Genomic DNA, 23303 nt, shown 5'->3' with positions numbered 1-23303 from the left:
CCTCCTTAAAAATCCTCTTCTATCATTTCTGCTTCAACAGATGTATTGCAGAATTGAATCAGCTGTTTCGAGCTGTTTAAAATCGTTTGAATCCATTCTGTCGTTGGTTGTGGACTATTCAGCTGTGTGACTAGCTCAATCAAAAGCGGTAGATTCATACCGGCAATCAAGAAAAAGTTTTCTTGATAGATATACGTCAGAAACTCATTATTTACACTGCCGCCAAACAAATCCGTCACCACTATCAGCTGTTCATCCGCTGCTTGCTCAGCCATTATCTGTGCAACAGCGGCAGTCAGATCAAAGCCTTCTTCTGTATAGGCATTGATCGTTTGAATGGGGGCTGTATTCCCACAAATCAGCTCTAATGAATGTTTGATGCCTTCCGCAAAATTGCCATGGCTGGCTAAGACTAGTTTCCGTTTCACTCTCATCACCTCTCTTACACTTTTATTAACAGCAAAAAGCGTGCCAAAAAAAATGGCACGCACAACATTTTATTTAAAATTCTTCTTCAAGGGTTGCTGTATCAGTCTTTTTAAAGAGAATGTCAAAAATATAGGCAATCTCAGAATCCGGAATGATGACACTATAATCCTTTTCTATGACACTAAATGCTTCTTTGATCAAAGAGAGTCGTTTTTCATGACACTGGTAAAGTGCCTCATAGCCACTATAATGTTGAATCGGAATATTTCTGATCAAGCGCTCGATCAAACAGCTGATATGCACATACAACGCCAAGCGTCGATCATTTGGCACGCGCTCTTGCGTCAGCTCTTCCAGCACACGCATAAACAGTTCAATTTCCGACATAACCTTTTCTGTGTCTAAAATCGTAACGGAATCAATCACTTTTTCCAACGAGAAATTTCGAATAAGTCGATGATTCACTTGCTCTGCCTCTGTTTTATCCATCAATTGATTCAGCCAGTCAAATAAGCTATGCGTCCCTTTTCCTGAAATCAATTCTTCCAAAGAGAGATAGGGGATGTCCTTGATGCTTGGATCAGCGGTTCCGATAATGCCTACGACATCATACAACCCAAATACTGCATCCTGTTTCTTTCTTTGCTCTAAAACATCGAACTCATAGGGAATCACCTGCAGAGAAGCATCCTTTGGCAAGCTTTTTTCCAATAATTGACTGATTTTCGCTGCTGTACCGATCCCAGTAAAGCACGTCGTCAGAATTGCTTTTGATTTGTTGTCTTCCGGATAAATGATCTCCCACTCTGTTTGCGTATACGGTAAACAGGCTTCCACCAATTGTTCTAGTCCGTCATTCATCTGTAGCTTTTCCCCAACAGCCAATGCCAATTGTGTGGAGACATTGTTCATGATGACTAACGGCGCAGATAGGGTTTTAGAAAAATACTGATAGATTTCTTTCAACGAACCCATATCTACTAAAATAACTAAGCCGTTGGAGACATCATTTTTTTCTACATATTGCATAACTTCTTCTGCAATCTCATGAGGTGTTGTATCTAGCGGCATATCAAAGGATTCAAAAATATTTTTACTCAGTAGACGATTCGCGACATTCACAATACTACTCGCCGTCGCATAGCCATGAGCCACAATGATTGCTCTTGGTCTGCTATTTTCTTTCAACAGATCCAGCTTGTTCAAATAAAGTGTTAGGATAATTCTATCCATTTCGAATACATCAATATCCAGACGTGGTTTGATCAATTCAAGGATACGCTCCGCATATTGATAACTCTGAGGATAACGTCTCCTAATTTCCCCATGAAGCCTATCGATCAATTGAATCACTTCTGGATCGTCCGGTACCCATCGAACTGTACTGCGCTGAAACAGATAATAACTGACTGCATAGACACTATTTCCATCAAACGTGATTTGATAGGAAGTTTCGGTCTGCTTCAAGGCTTCACGAACATATTGGGTCATGAACAATAACAGCTCTTGATTTTGAGAACGGTCTGTTTCGAACAAAAGAAAATCAAAGAGCTGCTCAACTACTGATCTAAGTGCCTCTTCGGCAGCTTCCAGACTACCACCATCTTGAAAATCTGTCAGTAATTTTTCATAGGTTTCAATAATTCTTGTTTGTCTTTTATCGATTTTAGTCATCAATGATTCCAACACTGTGCGCTCATTGATTTCAATCGCTTGTTCCATAGCAACGGTTAGGTTAGGTTGTTGCCTCAATAATTCTTCCGGCAGTTGATGAATCGTGATGGTTATCCTATTGCTGTTTCGTTGTTCCGCAAAGCTTTTCGCTACAGTGACTCGTACCATATTCTTCAATGCCCCGATATTTCCTGAATGCACCGTATGCTTCAAAAGATGAATGACCTGAGCAGAAACGGAAAACGGTCGACCGATCTTTCGTTGCTCTTGAATAAAAAAGGAAAGGATAATTTCCTGGCGTTCAGTTTGCGTTCTTTTAGACAACGCCGGCAACTCGATCTGAACGGGTATTCGTCGAATAAAAGTGGTCAAAAAAGTACTAGTCAGCTCTTCTGTTGTCGCAAAGACCAAGCGAACATTGACTTTTTTTGGTCGATCTGTTTGCCCCATCCGATAAATGATTCCCTGATCGAGATACGTAAACAGCTTCTCCTGTCCCTCTGGTGTCAATCGATGAACCTCATCAAGAAAAAGACATCCACCATCTGCTGACTCAAAAGCACCTACATGATCACTCTCTGCACCTGTGTATGCCCCCTTTACATGTCCAAAAAGATTGCTTGTCAAAAGCTCTGGATTATTCGCATATTGCGCACAGTTGAAGGTTACCAATGGTGCATCATCCGCTATCAACTCATTCTCTAAACAAAACTGATGGAGAATTCGAACCATGTAGCTTTTTCCTGTCCCACTCTCTCCTGTCAAGAGAATCGGCAGCCCGCCATCCGGATAAAAAGCGGCACTTTTCAGCTTCTCAATGCTTCGGGCCAAGCTCCTGTCATGCCCAATCAACAAAGAAAAAATATCCTGTTTCTTATTGAATAACGGTTGTTCCTTCTGTAGTTCTTCCAAATTTGAATAGACTGTTTTAGCAACCGCAAAAAATTGAAGCTCGAAGGCTTCTTTATGAAAAAAATAAACCGGTCTCGTAGTGATTTTGACTATCTTACCTTCTTCATTCAACTGGTTCAAATGATGACTGACCGTATTCCTCTTAATTGAAAACTGCTCAGCAATTTTTTTTGCAGTAAATACATCGCTTACATTTTCCAAATGAAAAAAAGCCGTTTGATTTTCTAAATATGCAAGTAATCGTTCCTTCAACATCCCCATCACCTCCCTTTTATCTTAAATTAGAACGTCACAAAGTCAATAGGTTTTGTCCTTCGCTATTTTACAGAGCTCTTAGCATATGTTCTGGAAACAAAACCTTTTGTCATTGAAAAGTTCATAACTTACAGCATCCTGCAAAAGAAGTCTGGTTCAGATGAACATTTTTTATTATAATCAATTGTAGCAAATGAATACTGTCTCAAATCAATAAAATAGACAGATAGGAAAGGACGGAGGAATAATGACAAAAGCAATTATCAGCAGTGTCATAGATTTGACTGAAGGGGGCTGCAATGCCTGTGGTGTCGTAAAATGTGTGTCTTACACCTTGTCCATAGATGACCGCGATATCCCGTTGGAAGAGCTGACTGTCTCTTCTTTGGTCATGACGATCGTACTAAAAAATGGCTTCAAGCAGGAAATGAAAATGGATGTGCTTGACGACTATCTTTCTTTTACAAAAGCGGGCTATGAGGTACAACTCTTTGAAGAATACGATCTGTTAACTTATAAAAGTCTTGACGGAGAGCTTCAAACGAAGGATCGCATCGAAGATACCAGAGAACTGACAGAAAAAGTCAACGAGCTTCTGACTACGCTCTTCAAAATCGAAGCAATAGACTTTGAAGTGGAATAAAAAGTGCTGGATACTGCATCACTCATAAAAAATATAGAAAACGAACTCAGTATTGTGCTTTAACATTGAACCAACTTATGAGCAACAGAAAAAATCTTCCCTAAAAAAAGCAGACAGCATCAAATCACAAAGTCTTTGTTATGCTATTCTGGGTACAAGGAGGTGCTGATAATGCACGCATGGGAAGCCATTCAAGTCACAGTAGATTTTATTGAAGAACATTTAGAAGAGGAGATCAAGATCGATGATCTCGCTGCTTTAGCAAACCTTTCGCCCTTTTATTATCAAAGACTTTTTTCACGACTAGTCAAAAAGCCGGCAAGAGAATATATCAAGTTTCGACGACTCGCTCACGCTTCTGATCTGCTCTCAAACAAAAGAATGAGGATTCTAGATATTGCATTGGAGAGCGGCTTCAACAGTCACGAGACATTCACTCGAGCATTCAAAGAAGCCTATGGTATGACACCTGAATATTATCGCGAAAGCCCTGTTATGCTGAATCAGTTTGATAAGCCAGATCTCGCATTGAATTACATCCTAATTGATGAAGGAGTGCCCTTGATCAGCGACGGGCTTGTTCTTGAGTTCAATAGAAAAAAGTTGGAAACACCTATTTCTTTTCTAGGCTTTGAAGGGTATGTGCCAATTGAAGGACAGTTGCCAAATGGTGAAGCGACAGGTATAGATATTCCCGGAGAAGTATGGGGGAAATTCCATAAAAACAAGCGGGATATTCCCCGAATCAAAAATAGCAGAGAGCTTGGTGTCGCCTATTTAGGAAATGCACCTGAAGGCAACTTTACTTATTTTGCAGGTGCAGAAGTTGCCAATGGAACAAAAGATGATCGCTTTTCTAAATGGACACTTCCGGCAAGAGAATATGTTGTTTGCGGGTTCGAAGCAGAAAACTTTCAAGAGTTGGTCACTGTGGCACTCAATAAAGCAGTCAAGTATAGCGGCCTATGGGTGGAAAAACATGACTTGACCCTGTCGATGTACTCTCCGGAAATGTATTACAACAGCTCTCCGGAAGGCTCCTATATGGAATTATGGCTACCGATCGAGGACAAAAATTAAAAAAGAGACAGGAACCACAACACGCTACAAGCGAAAGTTGTTCCTGTCTTTTTTTATCTATTCTTATGTGTGACGAATCATATAATCAAATGCACCTAGAGCAGCAGTAGCTCCTGATCCCATTGAAATAATGATTTGCTTATATGCACTGTCTGTACAATCTCCAGCTGCAAAGACACCTGGAACATTCGTGGCACCACGTTTATCTACAATGATTTCACCCATCTTCGTACGGTCAAGTGTATCGCCTAACCAGTCTGTATTCGGTACCAGACCAATCAGAATAAAGACTCCCTGAACGTCCAAGTGAACCTCTTCGCCCGTTTCACGATCGGCATAAGTAATCCCGTTTACCTTATCTGTCCCAGTAATTTCTTTTGTTTGAACATTTTTCTTCACTGTTACGTTCGGTAATGAGTATAGACGCTCTTGTAAGACCTGATCGGCCTTCAACTCAGGCATGAATTCAAGTACAGTGACATGCTTCACGATTCCTGCAAGATCGATAGCTGCTTCAATTCCGGAGTTTCCTCCACCGATAACAGCAACATCTTTCCCTTCAAATAAAGGACCATCACAATGTGGGCAATAAGCTACCCCTTTATTTTTGAACTCTTTCTCACCAGGAACGCCTACATTACGCCAGCGTGCACCTGTTGCAAGAATTGCTGTTTTACTTTTCAGAACGGCACCATTTTCCAAGGTTACCTCAACTAGCTCTTTCTTCTCAAGCTTCGCAGTACGCTGCGATTTCATTACATCAACGGGATATTCATTCACATGAGCTTCTACTTGAGCCATCAATTTAGGCCCTTCTGTATAAGGCGTACCAATCACATTCTCAATCCCCAATGTTTCAAGAACTTGTCCACCAAAAGTTTCAGCAACTAAACCTGTACGGATTCCCTTACGAGCAGCATAGATAGCAGCACTTGCTCCTGCAGGTCCACCGCCGATAACCAATACATCATAGGGTTCTTTGTCTTCAAATTCAGAAGCATCTGCCGGTCCGGCAACTTTTTCAAAAATTTGTTCGATCGTCATACGTCCGCTGGAGAATTCTTCTCCATTCAACAGAACCGTTGGTACTGCCATGATTCCTTTTGCTTCAACTTCTTCTTTAAACATACCGCCTTCAATCATGGTGTGTGAAATTTTTGGATTCAGTACACTCATAATATTCAATGCCTGAACAACGTCCGGACAGTTATGACAAGTCAGGCTAACATATGTTTCAAAATGAAGCTCTTTATCAATACTTTGAATTTGTTTGATTACGCTATCGTCTACTTTTGGTGCACGACCGCTGACTTGTAACAACGCCAATACCAGTGAAGTAAACTCATGACCTAGTGGTAAGCCTGCAAAAACGACACCGCTGGCACCATCTGTACGATCCACAGCAAAACTTGGTGTTTTATCTAACTGAGTATTTTCCATTGAAATTTTTGAAGACATCGACGTGATTTCTTCAACAAGCTCTAATACCTTCTGAGAATTCTCATCTGTTCCTACACTTGCTTTCAAAACAATATTATTTTCTAAAAGCTCAAGGTATTGAGCCAACTGTTCTTTGATTTCTGTATCTAATGCCATGTGTGTGCTCCTTTTCTTTGATAAAAAACAGCTGCTGACGTTGATTTTCTCATTGCCGCAGCTGTTTTGATCGTTCTACTTTATTAGCGGTTCTGCTTAGATTTTACCTACAAGATCAAGGCTAGGTTTTAGCGTTTCGCCAGTTTCTTTCCATTTAGCAGGACAAACTTCACCTGGATTTTTGCGCACATATTGACCTGCTCTGATTTTGTCGATCAGAACGCTCGCATCACGGCCGATACCATCTGCATTGATCTCAACTGTTTGCACAATGCCATCTGGATCAATGATAAATGTCCCACGTTGTGCCAAGCCTTCTTCATCTAATACATCAAAGATTCGAGAAATCTTATGGCTAGGATCGCCGATCATGATGTATTCGATTTTTCCGATTGCGTCTGAATGATCATGCCACGCTTTATGTGTGAAATGAGTATCTGTAGAAACAGAGTAAACTTCTACGCCTAAATCTTTTAAGGTTGCGTATTGTTCTTGTAAATCTTCCAATTCAGTTGGGCATACAAACGTGAAATCCGCTGGGTAGAAACAGACGATGTTCCATTTCCCTTTGAAATCTTCTGACGATACATCAATAAATTCTCCATTGTGGTACGCTTTTGCTGCAAACTCTTCTACTTCTTTTCCAATTAATGACATGATAAAATTCCTCCCGATAATATATTAGTAATAATAATTAGTAACAGCTTCACTCGAACCTCATTCTCCAAAAAGATAAAATGAAATTACAATTAAAATTATCACTGTTGTCTGAAAAAAAGTCAAGAGGAAATTATAATTGTTAAAAAATTGTAATCATTATAATTAAGAAACAGAAATCCCTTTAAATACAGAGTTTGTGAAATGATTATCTTTCTCAACAAGCCCATCCATTCTCAATTAACCTTTTCCATTCTCTATCTTTTCTTAGAGTAATTATCAGAAAAATGTATTACTTATCCTATCATTTTGTTCAATTTTTAACGTTACTTTTTCGCATGAAAATCATTGAAATTCCTATAAATTTTTTCATAAGTCTTTTATTTTGATTCGGACAAAATCATCTTCAATACGTCCCTTAGAATGATTTATTTCCATGAATTTGCTTGGTATCTTGAGCCAATCCACCTCTTCCTTCAGCACAAATTGAGCTCCAAACGCAGCTAGGCAAAAATTTCTCCCCACCCACTCGAACTCGCCTTGATTCGTATCTATCACTTTATCAAAGGTAATCGTTCGATCCTTCACTGCATAGATAGCTTTTGTAGAATGCAGTCGTGTTTTTGAGCTCCAAAAAAGAACTGTATTCTTTGATTGCTCAAATGCGTCATAGTATTTATCTGTATGTATCACTCTTGGCTGGATATTTGAAAAAACTTCTCCTTCATCCAAATAGATATAATGCGGCCGGCTGACGAGCTCTTGCTTTAATTCTGACATGAGTCCTTCGTGTTTTCGCTGGTTTGGATACGCTGGTGTGATCATTAGCCTACTCCTTATAAAAGAAGACAATCACTTCTTTTTTCAAGTAATTGCTGTCCTGTGTTTTCTTCTATTCTATCATTCCTATCTCTTAAAAGAAAAAAGTGCAAGCAGTCTTTGTTTTTAAAAGCTCTACTTGCACAGCAACTAACTGTCAAACGAATGCTACAAAAGAATAGTTTCCGTTCCCTCTCATATCTGATTCGTTTCATTTACCGCTTCTCAATTAAAGAACGGAGGAAGATGCAGCTTTTCGACTTTCTTAATTTACTACAACACCGTCTGTTGATTTCCTTGAAATGCCGTCTGCAGCCACACATCAATGATCATACGCGCAGAGCCTTCTCCGCAAACTTGCTCTCCCAGACAGAGAATATTAGCATCATATCTCTCTTTCGCTATTTTGGCAGAAAACACGTCTTGTACTAAGGCAGCTCGAATATTCTGATACTTATTTGCACAAATAGACATCCCAATGCCCGTACCACCAATCAGAATTCCACCATCGATTTCTTCGTGTTGTATCTTTTTGCAGATATCCTCTACGCAAGCTGAATAATCAACCACTTCAAATCCATTACTCGTTCCCAAATCAATAAAATCATATAATTGCTCTTTCAAGTAATAGCCGATGGTCTTTTTTAAATAATAACCTTTATGGTCGTTTCCTATTCCAAGCCGCATCGCTCACTCTCCTCCTAATACTTTACTTATCGATTCCCTTATCTATAGAATAACGGAAGTTTCGGAGGTACCCATACTCTTTCAACCCAAATCACTTTTTATTTCTTCAAACCATTTGTGCTAAAAAAATAATATTATTTTCAAAAAATGCGTAATTACAAGCAGCAATTTCAAGCAGCACTGCCCCTCTTGATTCTTTTATCAAGAAGCGAAACAGCTTTCTGACGATTTTCCCACATAGAATCTGTATACGTATCCAACGTCAACTTGATCGATGTATGCCCCAACAGCTTACTAAGCGTGGCAATATCAACACCTTCTTCTACACAACGCGTAGCAAAGGTGTGTCTTAACGCATGAAAATTAACAGATTCTATCCTCGCTGCCTCCAATAGTTTTTTAAATCTGTAATTGATCAGCCGTGGCTCAGCATACCCATCTTTACAGGAAATCACAAATTCTGAGGTAGACGATTGTTTCTTTTCCAGCAAATAGTTTTTCAAATTCTTTGCCAGAGGTAATGCTCGTTGGGAGGTTCCTGTTTTTGGTTGGCTGATGATTACCTTCGTTCGACGTTCCTCTCCCTCGGAAATCATGATTCGCTGCAATGTATGTTCGACTGAGATGATATTTGCTGTAAAATCAATATCTCGCCAGCGTAAAGCGCTGATTTCGCCAATACGCATTCCAGTATATAAGGAAAGAATGACTGGAGAACACTCTACTTCTCGCCACGCGACTTGCTCCAGACGCTCTTGTTCAATTTTTGTCAGCGCAGAAACGGATGTTTTCTTCAAGCGAGGTAGAATAACGCCTGCACAGGGATCTTTTATCAATAGCTCCTCCATGACAGCCTTTCGAATCGCCGACTTTAAGATATTGATAATACAATGAACGGATTTTGCTGACAAACCAAGGGCAATCAAGTGATGAATAAATTCCTCCACTTTCGCCGTAGTCAGATCAGTCAAAAGAATCTCATCAAAATAAGGATTGATATGCTTCTTCAGTCGCCCACGATAGTTTGCGTACGTAGAAGCCTTGATTTTCTTCGCCATCAAATAATCCAACCAATAGTTCATCCATTCCGAAACAGTTCCCTTATAAAGATTCTGCTGATCGATCCCACTGGCATATTCCATTTTTTTCAAAGTAAGCTTTTCTCTCAATTCAGCATACTTCCTTGCATAAACATACCCAAAAATGATTTTTCCATTTTTGTCTCTTGATTTGACGTATCTACCTTCCCATCGGCCATCTTTACGTTTGTAAATGTTTTCTCCTCTTCGTGCCACAGGCGTTCTCTCCTTACAATAATAGATTTTAGGCTCATACTAATGCCTCCAAATAGTTGGCTTTTTGATACAGTGAAAAGATACACCCTCTATTAGTTTGACTTTGACGGACATAAATAAAAATTAGGCCTTCTTCTGGCCTCATCTCAAAAAAAGTATGTGGAGCATCAAACAGGCTTCTGTTCCATCAATATTTATTGAAAAAAATCCGAAGAGTATAATATCTCCGAGATTAAATATTCTTTTTGTTATAGAACCCAACAAGAGAAATGCTCTTTCCATCAATAAAAACAACTATTATCTCTACTATAGGCTTTTTAAACATGAAATAAACCGTCAACTATCAGATATATGATTTAAATTCATTTCGTTTATATTCTATATTTTAAAATATACTTTTACAAGAATTCAAAAACATTCTTCATAAAAACCATTTAAATAATAAACAATTTTAGCGATTTTTTTTACATCAAGTGATTTCCTATAAAAAAAAGCAAGACTAAGATAAACTATCTCGTCTTGCTTTTTTATCATTATTCTATTAGAGAACATATATCTTGTAAAAATGGTCTATAGTTAAAATGAAACTACTCCATTTTATAGTGCATTTTTCTTCAACAACATTTTTCTGTACACAGTAACTGCTAACTTTGATTGCAGAAATCGATTTACACTCTCGCTTTTCCAGTTATCCATACACTGATTAGCAACAATAAGCTTCCCGATACAAGCAACAACCAGCCATCCTGCCAGTTTTCTTGTGCAATTGAAAACAGATCAAAGCGACCAAAATAGGTCTTTTTGCTCATCATGTTCAGCAGATAATAGAGAAACGGAATCATAATACTCGGCACAGGATGTCTAATAAACGCAAAAGTCATCGCGGATATACCACCAAGAAATAGTGCTGTACCAAGTCCTCTTAACATAAAATAGCTTTCCGGAAAGCTGCTGCTCCCACGCTTCATCAAAAACAAGAGAACACTTAAAAATAACAAACTACAAATGACTTCCAGAAGCAAACGAATGCCCACGATCCAACGATAAGAAGTCCGCTTTGACCGAATAATTGCCAGCGCTGCTGTATCGTTATCTGGTAAATACAATGGAAACAGCAACAGCAGCCCTATCAATGAATACCAATACTCAATAACCTTAGCACTTTGAAAGACATCCAGATTCTCAAGTCCAACAAAAAAGGGCAAAATCATCAGAAAAAGGACCCCACCAAAAAGATAGAAAAGATAGTGGCAGCGAATAAAATTTTTACCGATACTATACACTTTTTCCAAGTAGTCGACCTCCATTCCGCTTATAATCATAAATGGCAACGGCTAATAGAAACAATAGGAGCCCTACACCAGCAAAGAATACGCGGTTCCAGACTAACTCGTCAAAAATATGCTCAAAGATGGCTCTCTCCCCCACTTTGTTAAACCGTGGAATCAAGTTCAAACCAATCCCACCAACAATTGTGGTACTGTTTGAAAAAATTGAAACGAGCCAGAAAATAACCTGAACAACAATCGCCGCGATCCCTCCAAAAAGCTCTGTTATAAAAAAGCTTAGTCCAACAACAAACAGAATGGTCGGAAGAAGCCAACCCAATATATACTGGAAAAACAACAAAAGATCCCCTGAGACATCTAGCTTATCTGCTATAGCCAGCACTTGTACTGCCGGCATCAAGCTAATCAAAACAACTGGTAATAAAAGCAGTAGAACAGTTTCAACATAGCGGCTTCCCACTAATCGAATGGAGGAGATAGCCCTAGAATAAATGACTTGCTCCGCCTGACCTCTTTTATCTCGTAAAACAACCGTTGCCCCTAGAAAAACAGGGATAATCCCCAAAATAATTCCTAAATAATCACAAACCATTCTTGCATAAGCCCCTGTTACTCGATCCTTCTCTACAATCAACTGGTATTCCTTCAAAGCTTGCTTATAGGTTTTCGGCTCTACCGCAGCACTCAGATACTCATCCTTTTCATAAGAGGAACCTGCTCCCACGATATCAGTTACACGCAGCATATCCCTCTCAAATTGCTCGTAGGAAGCGTCTGCCCTCAACGGAAATACATAGAGGTTATTATCAAAATAGTCCTCCATTTTTTCTTTTACCTGTGCCTCATACTCCTGCTCCAATTCAGTCATTGTCAGTCCTGAAGCCTGCTCAAGTATTTTTTGAACCTCCTGTTGCTCATCTTCATCAAGAGTCACACCCTTATGGAAACCCAAAGGGTATGTACCGTAGCTGTCCGAATGGAACTCCAGATACAAGGTACCATAGGTTTGTTTTTGAATCAGCTGTTTATCTTTTGTTTGTGTCATCCCAAAAGATTCATCTGTCGGCTTTGGCTTTTGAATGACCGTTATCTCTGTTCCAATCTGAGTAAAAATAAATAGACTTATGACCGCTACAATCAGCCAGTACGTCAGACTGACTAGCGTCAGCTTCATCTCTTTTCCTAGTAAACGTGAGATCATTTTTCAACACCTGCCCTATTCTGCAGGATGTAAAGATAGGCATCTTCCAGTGTCGGAGAAGCTTCCAGAAGCAACGGATGGTCCATCATTTGCTCGTTCTCTTTTCCAATAAAACGAACATCGATATGAGAGCCCTCTTGATAAAGATTGATGACCTGTACTTGTTGTTTGACCGCATTCAGCTCTGTTCGAGGGATGCGTATGGTAAAAATATGTCCCTCTGCTGATTCCAGCAGCTCTGAAACGGTACCGGAATAAATAATCCTTCCTTGATCCAGAATTGCCAGATTTTCTGCTACTGCCTCAATATCTCCTGCAATATGCGTCGACAATAACACGATACGTTGATCCGCGAGTTCTGCCAAAAGATTCCGAAAACGCAGCCGTTCCTCCGGATCAAGTCCAGCTGTCGGTTCGTCCACAATCAGAACCTTAGGATCATGAAGAAGCGCTTGTGCAATACCTAGTCTTCGTTTCATTCCTCCTGACATTGCTTTAACCTTTGTCTTTTGGTGAACCGTTAGATTGACTTGTTCCAGTACAATTCGAATTCTTTCCTTGCGTTTTGCTGTACTCAAATCGGATAATATCCCTAAGTAATCAAGCACATCGTAGGCGTTCATATTGCCATACATTGAAAATTCCTGAGGCAGGTAGCCAATGATCGATCGGATGTCCTTTCGATGCTGAATACGGATGTCCTCCATTACGATTTCACCATCGTTGCACGGCAATAGTGTAGCAAGTGTTTTCATCAGGGTTGATTTACCAGCTCCATTTCTTCCCAGTAATCCGTACATCCCTGTCTCGATCGTCAAGTTGAGATCATGCAGCACCTGCTTCTTTCCATAAAATTGATTGAGCTGTTTAATTTTGATACTCATTTACTCACTTCCCTTATTCGTTTCTACAGTCATCATAGAAAACAAATATCTATAAATTCCCTATATAATTGAAAAAGTTGCAGAAGTTACGGCTCCGCCATTGACTGCATTCGACAACTTCAACACGCCTCCATGCTTCTGGGCCAAGGTTTGACTGATAGTCAGGCCCATGCCAAAATGTTTTTGTTTGTCTCTCGAATAGTACGGCTCTGTCGCTTTAGTGATTTCTTCTTTTGAAAATCCTTTACCATCGTCATGTACGAAAATCAATAGATAGGATGCCTCCACTTGGATCGTCACAGTTACTCGCTTTTTCGCAAATCGGTTAGCATTCGTTAATAGATTTTCCATTACTTGAGAAATAATCTGCAAATCAATTGTCACTTTTTTCGGAATCGGTTCTGTTACCTGAATATCAAATACCTTAGTAACAATTGCTTCACCAATTTCCTTGATCGTCTGCAGCAAAACTTCTGTTTTTTGATACTCTCTTACCAGATTGATTTCATCAATTTTCTGGATTTCCTGCATCGTAAAAGTGAAATCTTTCAGCCGCTGAAGATGACGATCTATTTTATCCAATGACTCATCCATCTTCGTCTCTGTCATTTTTCCAGAGGGGTAAAACGCTCGAATCAACTCGACATTGTTCTGAATCACTGCTAATGGTGTCCGAATATCATGCGCAAAAGCGGCATTGACTTGGCGTTGCTCCCCATGAAATTGTACGATTTGACGCTGATCTTCTATTAATTGACGCCGCATTTCCTCTACTCCGGAACAAATGTCCTCAAATTCATCGCCACTTCTATACTCACAGGCTATCGAAAGATCCTTTCGCTGTATTCCTCTAATCGTCTCTTCCATAATCAATAATGGTTGACGAATTTTTTCTTGGTAAAATTGACGACTGCTCCAGCCAATCGCCAAAAGAATATAGACAATCAAATTGAAACGTCGGACTACTCGAAGAATTGCCACAGCCCTCGCAGCCTCATTTGAAACATCCTGTGTGTAGGAACGCGTAAAGATATCAGTGAAATGCTCCATTGTTTGCGTTTCATTCAACAACAAACGTTCCCAGCCCACACAAAAACTAACTGTCAATCCATAAGCAAATATCGCCAGTAGCAGACCTGCAAGAAGATATAGAAATAGGCTGGCCTGCAGCTTCTTATTTGTCAGCCGAATCCGCTGCAATTGTTCATCTAACCAATCCATTTATAGCCCATCCCCCAAACTGTCTGAATAACTTCTTTTGAGCTGATTTTCTTGATTTTTGCCCGTATTCTTCGAACATGCTCTGTGATGATCTCACTATTCCCTTCTTTATCAAAGCCCCATAGATACTCGTAAATCTGTTCCTTTGTATAAACCTGCCCTTTTCGTAAAGAAAGATAGGCCGCAATCTCATACTCTGTTTTGGTCAATTGAATTTTCTCTCCTTGGTAACGCAGCTCTTTGCGTTGATAAAAAAAGCTCAGATCTCCAAAGTAGGCGATCGATTCTTCTTGCTTCGTCCGATTTTCTCTGCGAAGATGCACCTCGATCCGTAGTGCCAATTCCTCTAAACCAAACGGCTTTAATAAATAGTCATCGCCTCCGGCAACTAAACCTTCCATTCGGCTAGTCTGATCAATTTTTGCTGACAAGAAAATAATCGGTACATGGACGACCTCTCTGATTTCCTTACAAAAACGAAGGCCATCCATCTCCGGCATTGTAACATCCAGAAGAATCAAATCCGGTTTCTTATTTAAAAGCTGCAGCCCTTCTATACCATTCTCTGCGGTAAATACACAATAACCCGATAATTCGAAGTAGGTTTTCAGCGTTTCAAGCAAATCCTTTTCATCATCAATGATCAATAGCTTTTTCTGCACACCGCTCACGCTCCTTTTTTCAGTCCTTCTTATTATACCGTTCAATTCTCTATATTTTCACTATTAGTTATGACCAATAATCGTCTAGAAAATAGAAGTGCTTGAGTTAAAATAAAAGCCAGACTTTTCAAAACCTCTTAAGGTTACTCCTATATAGCATCACTTCCTACTTTCACTAGATATGTTTTTGAGGAAACTTACCTTTTTAAGTCATCTATGATAGACTATTTTTAATCGGGAATCATCTAGTAAAAAAATAGGGTCTGTTTAAACTTTTAGATACACTCTAATCTTCAACAACCCTTTTTTCTAGGATATAAAAAGAACAAACGAAATAGGAAAGAAATGAATCGTCATTATCTAAGCAAATGCTTTCGTACGATTCACCTAACAATAAATGAGGTGTTTGATTTTGAACAGAACAAACCTACAGACGATCTATCCGGAAGCGGTGCATCACAATCATCCGTCATCCGATCATGACTACCTATCCATTCCAGAGGCAGATGGTTATCTTTGGCTTAAAAAAAATACGCTGTCGAAAAAGGAAATCGCTTTATTGACCATCTTAGCAGCTGAAACGCCCGAATCGCTAGTAGACGGCAAGCATCTTTGGTATCAGATTTTATTCCAACAGAAAGTACTGGAAGAGAACGGGCGATTCCGCGTTATTCAACTCTTGCTACAGACTCCGAAAAGTTTCTTGGCAGATGTATGGAAAGAGCATATCGAAGGGATTTTTCCCAATACCGTAGACTTCTTTTTTCTAACGGACCAACAAGCAATTTTAGTAGAGGAGCAAACAAAGCATTCGTTAAGCAAGGAAGAACTTGAAGGGATTTTTCTGACCCTCGACGATGACTTTGAAACAACTAGTCGTGTCTTTGTCGGCGGCTTTCATGACAGCACGAAGGACTTTGCCACCTTGTTTGAAGAAGAACAGGCGATTTTTAAAGAAGAGGCGCTGCAAATCAAACGAAAAAAAGTTTTTGGTATTGCTGATGTGGCACTTCATTACTTCACAAAAGAAGCATTGGCAAAAAGCAGTCTGACTCGCTCCATGAAGGAGGAGTGGCGGATTGATGACGAAATGAAGGAAATCATTCAAACGCTATGGACAAATCAAGGCAACCTCAGCTCTACTGCCAAAGAGCTGTTTATGCACCGGAATACACTCCAATACCGCTTAGAAAAATTCCAGGAAAACACTGGTATGCAGCTGAAAAATACAGATGATTTGATTCTTTGTTACTTATTGTTGAATCACTAAGGCAGACATGATAGCCTACTCAGGAGGGGACACTTGAAATGAGTGTCCTCTTCTGCTTTTTCTTTGCACTCGTCGCAACCTATGCAAAGACTTAAAAGATCTTTCTCATTTTCAAATTATCAACTACTTACGTTCGTTAAACATCTGCTATCACGAGTCAATCTATAATCCAATCATCTCCCCTCATGTCAACTCTTTCAAAATTGTTAGTCCTTTGTTATGTCAATCAATGGCTGTCCAACACTCTATCTTCCATAATTTGATGAAGGAAAAAGTACTTCATTATCAGGAGGATGACATGAAAAAAAGATTTGGAGAACGTACATCTAAAAAGAAAAAAATTTCCCTTGCTCTATTCGCGGCAGCCGGGGTCGGCACCGCTGTATTTCTTTTTTCCACCTTGACCAAAGGAGAAGCGGAAGAAGGCTATACCCTATATACAGTAAAAAAAGCAGATCCGTTGATTCTTAAAGGGAAAGTAATTCCACGTCAGCTTCAATCCATTTACCTAGAGCCTGAACATGGGAAAATTTCAGAAATCCCTGTTTCAAACGGGCAAGAAATTCATGCAGGAGAAGCAATCATTCAGTATCAAAACAGCAATATTGAAGAAGAGCTTTCGACTCAGCAAAATCAAATCAGTCAGTTCGATCTTGCAGCAGCTCAAGCGGCTCAAAATGTCAACGCCGCTCAAGTTCAATACAATACGATTTATAATCAGCTGGCAGAAAATCAAAAGAAACTAACGACTGTTACACCAGAAGAAAAAGAATTATTTACAGAAAAAAGAGTCTCCCTTCAGGCTGAGCTGGCAACAGCTGAAGATCAACTGCGGCAAGCACAACAAGCCGTTGAAACAGCTCAAACACAAGCCGCCGGAGCTAATGAACTGCTTGGTATCCAGCAGAAAAAAGCATCAACCGTAATTACCGCTCCTGTTGACGGCATTATCTCAATAAACGAACAAGGAAAAAACTCTTCCGAAGTTCCAGTTATTCAAATTTCCAGTAAAGAAAAACAAATACAAGCCGAAGTAACTGAATATGATTTGGATAAGCTGGCTGTCGGACAGGAAGTCGAGGTCTCAACGATCGGCACCGATCAAAAAGCAGGCGGCAGCATTGCCGCAATCAACTCATTTTCCGAAAAAAATGTTGGCGTGCCAGCTGAAACTAATACTGCTACCTATCTTTTTACCGTCAATGGGGACTTTAACTGGAGCAACGACCGCACAGCAACAGTTCAAATCAACCAGCAACAGTTGATCATTCCTGAAAGTGCCATCGTCCATGAAAAAGATCAGGAGTATGTGTTTCTATATCACTCTGGCAAAACAAAAAAGACAGCCATCACGACAACTATCAAAAATGGACGAAAAATTATCGAATCCGGTCTAAAAGAAAAGGATAAGATTATCGAAGAACCCGATGAAGCAGTGAAATCCGATGCAGAAATCAAGGTGATCAACAATGATTAGCCTCAATCAAATCAATAAATTTTATCACACCGGAGAAGAAGAGCTACAAGTATTGAAAAATATTAACCTGACCATAGAAAAGGGAGATTTTGCTGCAATCATGGGACCTTCAGGTTCCGGGAAATCAACATTGATCAATTTATTAGGCTTTATTGATCGTACATTCGAAGGTAGCTACCTTTTTGAAGGAACAAGAGTTGAGCATTATAAAGATGGCGATCTTTCTCAAATTCGCAACCGCTCTGTTGGGTTTGTTTTTCAAAATTTCAGTCTGATCGAAAATCTGACAGTTTCTGAAAACGTAGAGCTGCCACTACTATATGGTGGGGCAAGTCCTAAGGAAACAAAGATCCATGTGCAGCAAATGCTAGCTAAAGTCGGATTGGCAGATAAAGGTGATTATTATCCTAAGCAACTTTCCGGTGGTCAGCAGCAGCGAGTTGCTGTTGCTCGCGCAATCATCAATTCTCCGAGTTTTATTATTGCAGATGAACCGACAGGGGCGCTAGATACACATACGACAGATGAAATCATGAAATTGTTCAAGCAGCTGAACGACGAAGGGGTGACCATTATTCTAGTCACTCATGATCCAGAAACAGTCCTATATTGTACGCGTCTGTTTAAAGTACGTGACGGAGAACTCTCGGAAGAGGAGGTACCTGTATGAGAAGCTCGATTATCTGGAAAACAGCCTTTCGATCAATCATAAAAAATAAGCGCCGCAGTTTGTTGACAATGATCGGAATCATTATCGGGATTGCTTCCGTAATCACTATTGTCGCAATCGGTAATGGCTTCAAGCGCAATATCCTGTCTACAATGAATGTCGTTGATAATGAACCAAATACGCGCTATATCAACCTCAACTATTTCAATGTCAATGACCTGATGAGTTTAGATAAAGGAATCTCTAAAGCCGATCTGGAAATTATCCAAAGTACGCCCGGTGTTGCCTCTGTTGATTATTATCGAATGAGCAAAGACAATGGTAGTGTTTCACTCAACTTTATCGCGAAAAACAAGAAGTTGTCCCTCTCTGCTCAACTTGTAGAAAATACTAACGCACTTGAAAAACCTGTCGCACTATTAGCTGGACGTAGCCTAAACAAAGCTGATAGTGACACGCTCAATAAAGTAACAGTCATAGATGAAGTCGTTGCTACGCGTCTATATGATTCGATCGAACAGGCATTGGGTAAAGGATTTCAGCTTGGCAATCAAATCTATACGATCGTCGGTATCACCCAAAATGTATCAGGAGATATCTCTCCTACCAATTATGAACCATTAGCATTCTTTCCACCCAAAACTTATACATTCTATCAAGGAAACAAAACCGAGGAAACATCTGTCATACTCAAGATGAAAAAAAATAGTTCTTATGATGCGGTCATGGGGCAGGTGCTGGCTCAGCTGAATGCCAATGGGGATTTACGTGCAATAGGAGAATATCAAGCATACGATCCTATGGCGGAAATGAAGGGGCTCGGCGACATGTTGAATAATTTAACGCTCTTCATTTCACTGGTTGCCGGTATCTCTCTATTTATTGCCGGAGTTGGTGTCATGAACATGATGTATATCTCTGTCGCGGAAAGAACGAAAGAAATTGGGATTCGGCGGGCATTGGGCGCTACTAGCAAAGAAATCAAGCGTCAATTTTTAAATGAAGGGATCGCTTTGACACTCACGGGCGGGCTTATCGGCTATCTTCTTGGTATGCTGATTGCAGCTGCTGTCTCACTGATGCTCCCCTTCTCAGTTGCACCTGATCTGCCAACGGTCATGATTGCCATCACTACCTCTGTATTGATTGGTGTCGCCTTTAGCTACCTTCCTGCCTCTAGCGCAGCAAAAAAAGAATTGATTGATATTTTAAAATAGCCATAAGAAAAGTCAGAAACGGCGAGGATAGATTGACCTTCGCTTGCTTCTGACTTTTCTTTGTATTCCTTTTTTTACAGACTTATAAAGCAAACTCTCTCAGTAACGCTCATTTCAACTTGCTATATTTTACGAAAAACATTCTTGAATATCCTCTTTCGGCAATGTGCCGAAATTTTAAAGTGTTTCTTGGGCAATATACCATTGTTGAAAGATACCGCTTTCAGATATACTGAACCTATCAAAAACAAGAGAAAAGAGGAAAAGACTCATGGTAGAAATCGCTTTAAAAAGTGTCCATAAAAAATATGATAATGCTGAAAGATATTCAGTAACAGACTTCAATTTAGATATCGCGGATCGCGAGTTCATTGTCTTCGTAGGCCCTTCCGGATGCGGTAAATCAACAACGTTACGTATGATTGCCGGATTAGAGGATATTTCAGAAGGCGAACTGATCATTGGCGACAAAGTAATGAATGATGTGGCACCGAAAGACCGTGACATCGCAATGGTATTCCAGAACTACGCACTATATCCTCACATGACTGTATTTGACAATATGGCATTCGGACTGAAGCTTCGTAAATATGACAAAGCGGAAATCAAAAAACGTGTGGAAAATGCGGCAGACATTCTTGGTTTAACAGAATACCTGAATCGTAAACCAGCAGCACTTTCCGGTGGTCAGCGCCAACGGGTAGCCTTAGGCCGTGCAATCGTTCGTGATGCAAAAGTCTTCCTAATGGATGAGCCTTTATCTAACTTGGATGCTAAGCTACGTGTTGCCATGCGTGCGGAAATTGCAAAATTGCACCGTCGCTTGGAAACAACAACAATCTATGTAACCCATGACCAAACAGAAGCGATGACGATGGCCGATAGAATCGTTATCATGAAAGATGGAATCGTTCAACAAATCGGTTCTCCTAAAGAAGTATACGATACACCAAAAAATATCTTTGTTGCAGGCTTTATCGGTTCTCCAGCAATGAACTTCTTCAACGTAACATTGAACAATGGCGTGATTACGGATGGAAAAGACTTGAATCTGAGATTACCGGAAGGCCAAAATAAAATGCTTGTTCAAAAAGGCTATGAAGGAAAAGATTTGGTCTTTGGTATTCGTCCGGAAGATATCCACAGTGAGCCAATCGCACTGGAAGCAGCACCTGAAACAGTCGTTCGTGCAGAAATCGTTGTGTCTGAGCTTTTAGGAGCTGAAACAATGCTTTATACAAAAGTTGGCGATCATGAATTTGTTTCTAAAGTCGATGCACGTGAGTTGCATACGCCAGGTGAAACAATCAACTTGGCATTCAATCTGAATAAGAGTCATTTCTTCGACAAAGATTCAGAGCTTGTTATTACATTACCTTAATTAACGGGTCCCCTAGACCTTCTCGCTTCGGCGGGAGGTCTTTTTTTACACAAAAAACACGACTACCTTTGTGGCCTATCGTGTTAAAAGTACTTCCTATTCTTAAAATAAAACCAGATCATCCATCTTTTAAAATTTTTCATTCATCAGCCTATCCATTTCTGATCCTGCACTACAGATGATTCTAGCTGCATATTCTGTACTGGGTTCTCTCGTAAGTATTTGCTCTTTTAATTTCTTTGCGCAATCGATCATCTGTGAATCTTGAAGCAATCGTTCGCATTTTTCTGTTAGTGATTGAACAGAGATATCCCTTTTCCTTATCTGAATCGCATTGCCATATATCTCACACAAGCGTAGATTATACCTTTGTTCCATTTGCAGACCCAATCCAATAAAAGGTTTCCCAGACATGCAGGCAGTCTGTACAGTTCCTTCGCCACCATGGATTATAGAAAAATCAATCAACTTATTCATTTGCTCTGTCGGTAACCAATCATAGATATAAATATTTTCCGCATATTTCTTATTTTTGAATTCCGGTACATAATATGCAATCGGGCACACGAAGATATAAGGAAGCTTCGCCAAAACGGTCAAAAATTTCTCCACTAGCTTTCGATTGGAGGAGCTGCCCATTGAAAAATATACCAGGGGCCTGATCTGCTTTTTCAGTATATAAATCTCTTCTGGAATCTTCCCGGGGAGGTTGGCATACATAAACCCGACATATTGGTAATCTACTGGCAACTGCTCCACACCGGTTAAAGTCGGAATCGTTGTAACCAGGTTGAAGTCACCATCGAAAAGCTCAAGTGTTTTCTTAAAAATAGTTATTCCATATTTCTTTTCCACCTGTCGAAACATTTTAGGAATATACGTTAGTCTTAAAGCTATTGCTCGCATTCCTCTATTTAGCAGAGTGCTTTCAAACATATTCCCCGCTTCGATTTGCGGTCGAGAGTATGCAAATGGTTTGATATAAAATAACGGGACCCGACAAATTCTGGCAGATAAAAAGATACTCATGGATGTTCCTGTAACGATTTTCGTAACGTTATGTTGGTTGATAAAATCAATTTCGTTGGCTACCCGTTGTTCCATCAGTTCTTTTGAAAAAGGGTTTTTCAGCGTTTTAAACTGATCGAACCGAAGCATTTCTTCGGCCATCTTTTCTGTTGTCTTCGGGTGAAGATAGGTGAGCTTGAATCCCGCAGCCTCAATAAGTCCTGAAAATTTTTCAGAATAGGCAATAAATAGACAGTGCTCACCTCGCGCTCGAACAGCTTTTGCTGTCTCGATCATCCGAGTCGTTTCAGCTAGATTGATTGTTTCCGGTGCAAACAGTATCGTATCCATATCTCTGCCCTCATTCTATTCATGCCATATCTTTACTATCTGACAAAGCATGTCCTTCTTTCCCTATAGTGTAATTTAGTTTTGAATTCACAGCAAGGAGTTTTTGCCTACTTCATTCCCTTCCTGTAGAAAAAACACCGACATCTCTGCCCGTGTTTTTCTAACTCATCGATTATGTCTAAGCGTACCTGAAAACCGCTATTCCCAAACTAGCTGCCAAGTAACACCATATTTATCTGTGACCCAAGAAACCTTGCGTAAATCTAAAATAGGTTCCGGTCCCATCATCACGGTACCCTCTTTGGAAAGGTGATTAAAAATAACATCGAACTCCGATTCATCCACACATTTTATATACAATGAGGTTGCCCAGCTAAAAGCGGGTGCAGCTTCTGGGTCCATATCCATGAAAAATAGTTCTTGCCCTTGAAAGCTAAGACCACCATTCAAAACCTTGCCAATCATTTCAGATGATGTATTTGGAACCTGCTCATCGTAACGTACTAAATGTGTTATTTTAGCGTTTGGAAAGCTCTCCTCATAAAATGTCATTGCTTCCTCTGCCGTCGCCGGGAATGTTAAAAATGGAATAATTTTTGAAGATGCCATAATCATACCTCCTCAC

General features: G+C 39.9%; 21 protein-coding genes. 7 read left to right on the top strand and 14 right to left on the bottom strand.

Translation table 11 applies throughout. From position 1 onward, the window contains the following. Nucleotides 1-5 precede the first annotated feature (5 nt). Together A5888_RS17795 and A5888_RS17790 are read right to left on the bottom strand one after the other, a co-directional pair. Complete coding sequence (locus A5888_RS17795; RefSeq protein WP_086351047.1) at nt 6-428, bottom strand: PTS sugar transporter subunit IIA; 423 nt, start codon at nt 426-428, stop codon at nt 6-8. A 73-nt stretch (nt 429-501) separates the two neighbouring features. After that, on the bottom strand, nt 502-3270 hold the full coding sequence (locus A5888_RS17790) for a sigma 54-interacting transcriptional regulator (RefSeq protein WP_170924910.1): 2769 nt from the start codon (nt 3268-3270) through the stop codon (nt 502-504). 247 nt (nt 3271-3517) lie between these two features. On the opposite strand from A5888_RS17790, the gene A5888_RS17785 reads away from it, so the two are divergent. After that, the gene (locus A5888_RS17785) at nt 3518-3913 is read left to right on the top strand and encodes a DUF4809 family protein (RefSeq protein ID WP_086350974.1); all 396 of its coding nucleotides are present in this window, start codon (nt 3518-3520) and stop codon (nt 3911-3913) included. A 171-nt stretch (nt 3914-4084) separates the two neighbouring features. Continuing rightward, a complete protein-coding gene (locus A5888_RS17780) occupies nt 4085-4993 on the top strand; it encodes an AraC family transcriptional regulator (protein WP_086350973.1) in 909 nt (302 codons plus the stop codon). Nucleotides 4994-5056: 63 nt separating this feature from the next. Here A5888_RS17780 and ahpF read toward each other — a convergent pair whose 3' ends face one another. From ahpF to A5888_RS17730, 10 genes are all read right to left on the bottom strand, one after another. Beyond that, nucleotides 5057-6589, bottom strand: a complete 1533-nt coding sequence (gene ahpF / locus A5888_RS17775; RefSeq protein WP_086350972.1) for an alkyl hydroperoxide reductase subunit F — start codon at nt 6587-6589, stop codon at nt 5057-5059. 96 nt (nt 6590-6685) lie between these two features. After that, nucleotides 6686-7246 carry an alkyl hydroperoxide reductase subunit C gene (ahpC, locus tag A5888_RS17770; protein WP_086350971.1) on the bottom strand — a complete coding sequence of 187 codons (561 nt, stop codon included), beginning with the start codon at nt 7244-7246 and terminating at the stop codon, nt 6686-6688. A gap of 369 nt (nt 7247-7615) precedes the next feature. Then, complete coding sequence (locus A5888_RS17765; RefSeq protein WP_086350970.1) at nt 7616-8071, bottom strand: hypothetical protein; 456 nt, start codon at nt 8069-8071, stop codon at nt 7616-7618. 267 nt (nt 8072-8338) lie between these two features. Continuing rightward, nucleotides 8339-8752 carry an RpiB/LacA/LacB family sugar-phosphate isomerase gene (locus A5888_RS17760; protein WP_086350969.1) on the bottom strand — a complete coding sequence of 138 codons (414 nt, stop codon included), beginning with the start codon at nt 8750-8752 and terminating at the stop codon, nt 8339-8341. A gap of 170 nt (nt 8753-8922) precedes the next feature. Continuing rightward, complete coding sequence (locus A5888_RS17755; RefSeq protein ID WP_086350968.1) at nt 8923-10047, bottom strand: tyrosine-type recombinase/integrase; 1125 nt, start codon at nt 10045-10047, stop codon at nt 8923-8925. A gap of 668 nt (nt 10048-10715) precedes the next feature. Beyond that, nucleotides 10716-11339 (bottom strand): hypothetical protein, encoded by a 624-nt coding sequence (locus A5888_RS17750; RefSeq protein WP_086350967.1) that lies wholly within the window; start codon nt 11337-11339, stop codon nt 10716-10718. Continuing rightward, nucleotides 11323-12537 (bottom strand): hypothetical protein, encoded by a 1215-nt coding sequence (locus A5888_RS17745; RefSeq protein ID WP_086350966.1) that lies wholly within the window; start codon nt 12535-12537, stop codon nt 11323-11325. The genes A5888_RS17750 and A5888_RS17745 overlap by 17 nt, the downstream gene beginning before the upstream one ends. Next, nucleotides 12534-13421 (bottom strand): ABC transporter ATP-binding protein, encoded by an 888-nt coding sequence (locus tag A5888_RS17740; RefSeq protein WP_086350965.1) that lies wholly within the window; start codon nt 13419-13421, stop codon nt 12534-12536. The genes A5888_RS17745 and A5888_RS17740 overlap by 4 nt, the downstream gene beginning before the upstream one ends. 60 nt (nt 13422-13481) lie before the next feature. Continuing rightward, the gene (locus A5888_RS17735; RefSeq protein WP_086350964.1) at nt 13482-14642 is read right to left on the bottom strand and encodes a sensor histidine kinase; all 1161 of its coding nucleotides are present in this window, start codon (nt 14640-14642) and stop codon (nt 13482-13484) included. Beyond that, the gene (locus A5888_RS17730) at nt 14630-15304 is read right to left on the bottom strand and encodes a response regulator transcription factor (RefSeq protein ID WP_086350963.1); all 675 of its coding nucleotides are present in this window, start codon (nt 15302-15304) and stop codon (nt 14630-14632) included. The genes A5888_RS17735 and A5888_RS17730 overlap by 13 nt, the downstream gene beginning before the upstream one ends. Nucleotides 15305-15716: 412 nt before the next feature. Here A5888_RS17730 and A5888_RS17725 point away from each other — a divergent pair, with 412 nt between their 5' ends. The 5 genes from A5888_RS17725 to A5888_RS17705 all read left to right on the top strand — a co-directional run bounded on the left by A5888_RS17725 (nt 15717) and on the right by A5888_RS17705 (nt 21319). Beyond that, a complete protein-coding gene (locus A5888_RS17725; RefSeq protein ID WP_170924909.1) occupies nt 15717-16574 on the top strand; it encodes a PucR family transcriptional regulator in 858 nt (285 codons plus the stop codon). A 298-nt stretch (nt 16575-16872) separates the two neighbouring features. Continuing rightward, nucleotides 16873-18051, top strand: coding sequence for an efflux RND transporter periplasmic adaptor subunit (locus A5888_RS17720; RefSeq protein ID WP_086350961.1), 1179 nt, complete (start codon nt 16873-16875; stop codon nt 18049-18051). Next, nucleotides 18044-18721, top strand: coding sequence for an ABC transporter ATP-binding protein (locus tag A5888_RS17715; protein WP_086350960.1), 678 nt, complete (start codon nt 18044-18046; stop codon nt 18719-18721). The genes A5888_RS17720 and A5888_RS17715 overlap by 8 nt, the downstream gene beginning before the upstream one ends. Next, complete coding sequence (locus A5888_RS17710; RefSeq protein ID WP_086350959.1) at nt 18718-19938, top strand: ABC transporter permease; 1221 nt, start codon at nt 18718-18720, stop codon at nt 19936-19938. The genes A5888_RS17715 and A5888_RS17710 overlap by 4 nt, the downstream gene beginning before the upstream one ends. Before the next feature lie 271 nt (nt 19939-20209). Then, on the top strand, nt 20210-21319 hold the full coding sequence (locus A5888_RS17705; protein ID WP_086350958.1) for an ABC transporter ATP-binding protein: 1110 nt from the start codon (nt 20210-20212) through the stop codon (nt 21317-21319). A gap of 129 nt (nt 21320-21448) precedes the next feature. Here the strand turns inward: A5888_RS17705 and A5888_RS17700 are convergent, their stop codons facing one another. Together A5888_RS17700 and A5888_RS17695 are read right to left on the bottom strand one after the other, a co-directional pair. Further along, complete coding sequence (locus A5888_RS17700; protein ID WP_086350957.1) at nt 21449-22678, bottom strand: glycosyltransferase; 1230 nt, start codon at nt 22676-22678, stop codon at nt 21449-21451. A gap of 198 nt (nt 22679-22876) precedes the next feature. Next, a complete protein-coding gene (locus A5888_RS17695) occupies nt 22877-23287 on the bottom strand; it encodes a VOC family protein (protein WP_212647232.1) in 411 nt (136 codons plus the stop codon). Between the last annotated feature and the right edge of the window lie 16 nt (nt 23288-23303).

Origin of the sequence: Enterococcus sp. 9E7_DIV0242, assembly GCF_002140975.2 — a bacterium.
Lineage (GTDB): Bacteria > Bacillota > Bacilli > Lactobacillales > Enterococcaceae > Enterococcus_L > Enterococcus_L clewellii.
Note: the sequence above shows the minus strand (reverse complement) of the source record. Positions and strands in the feature narration are given on the sequence as shown.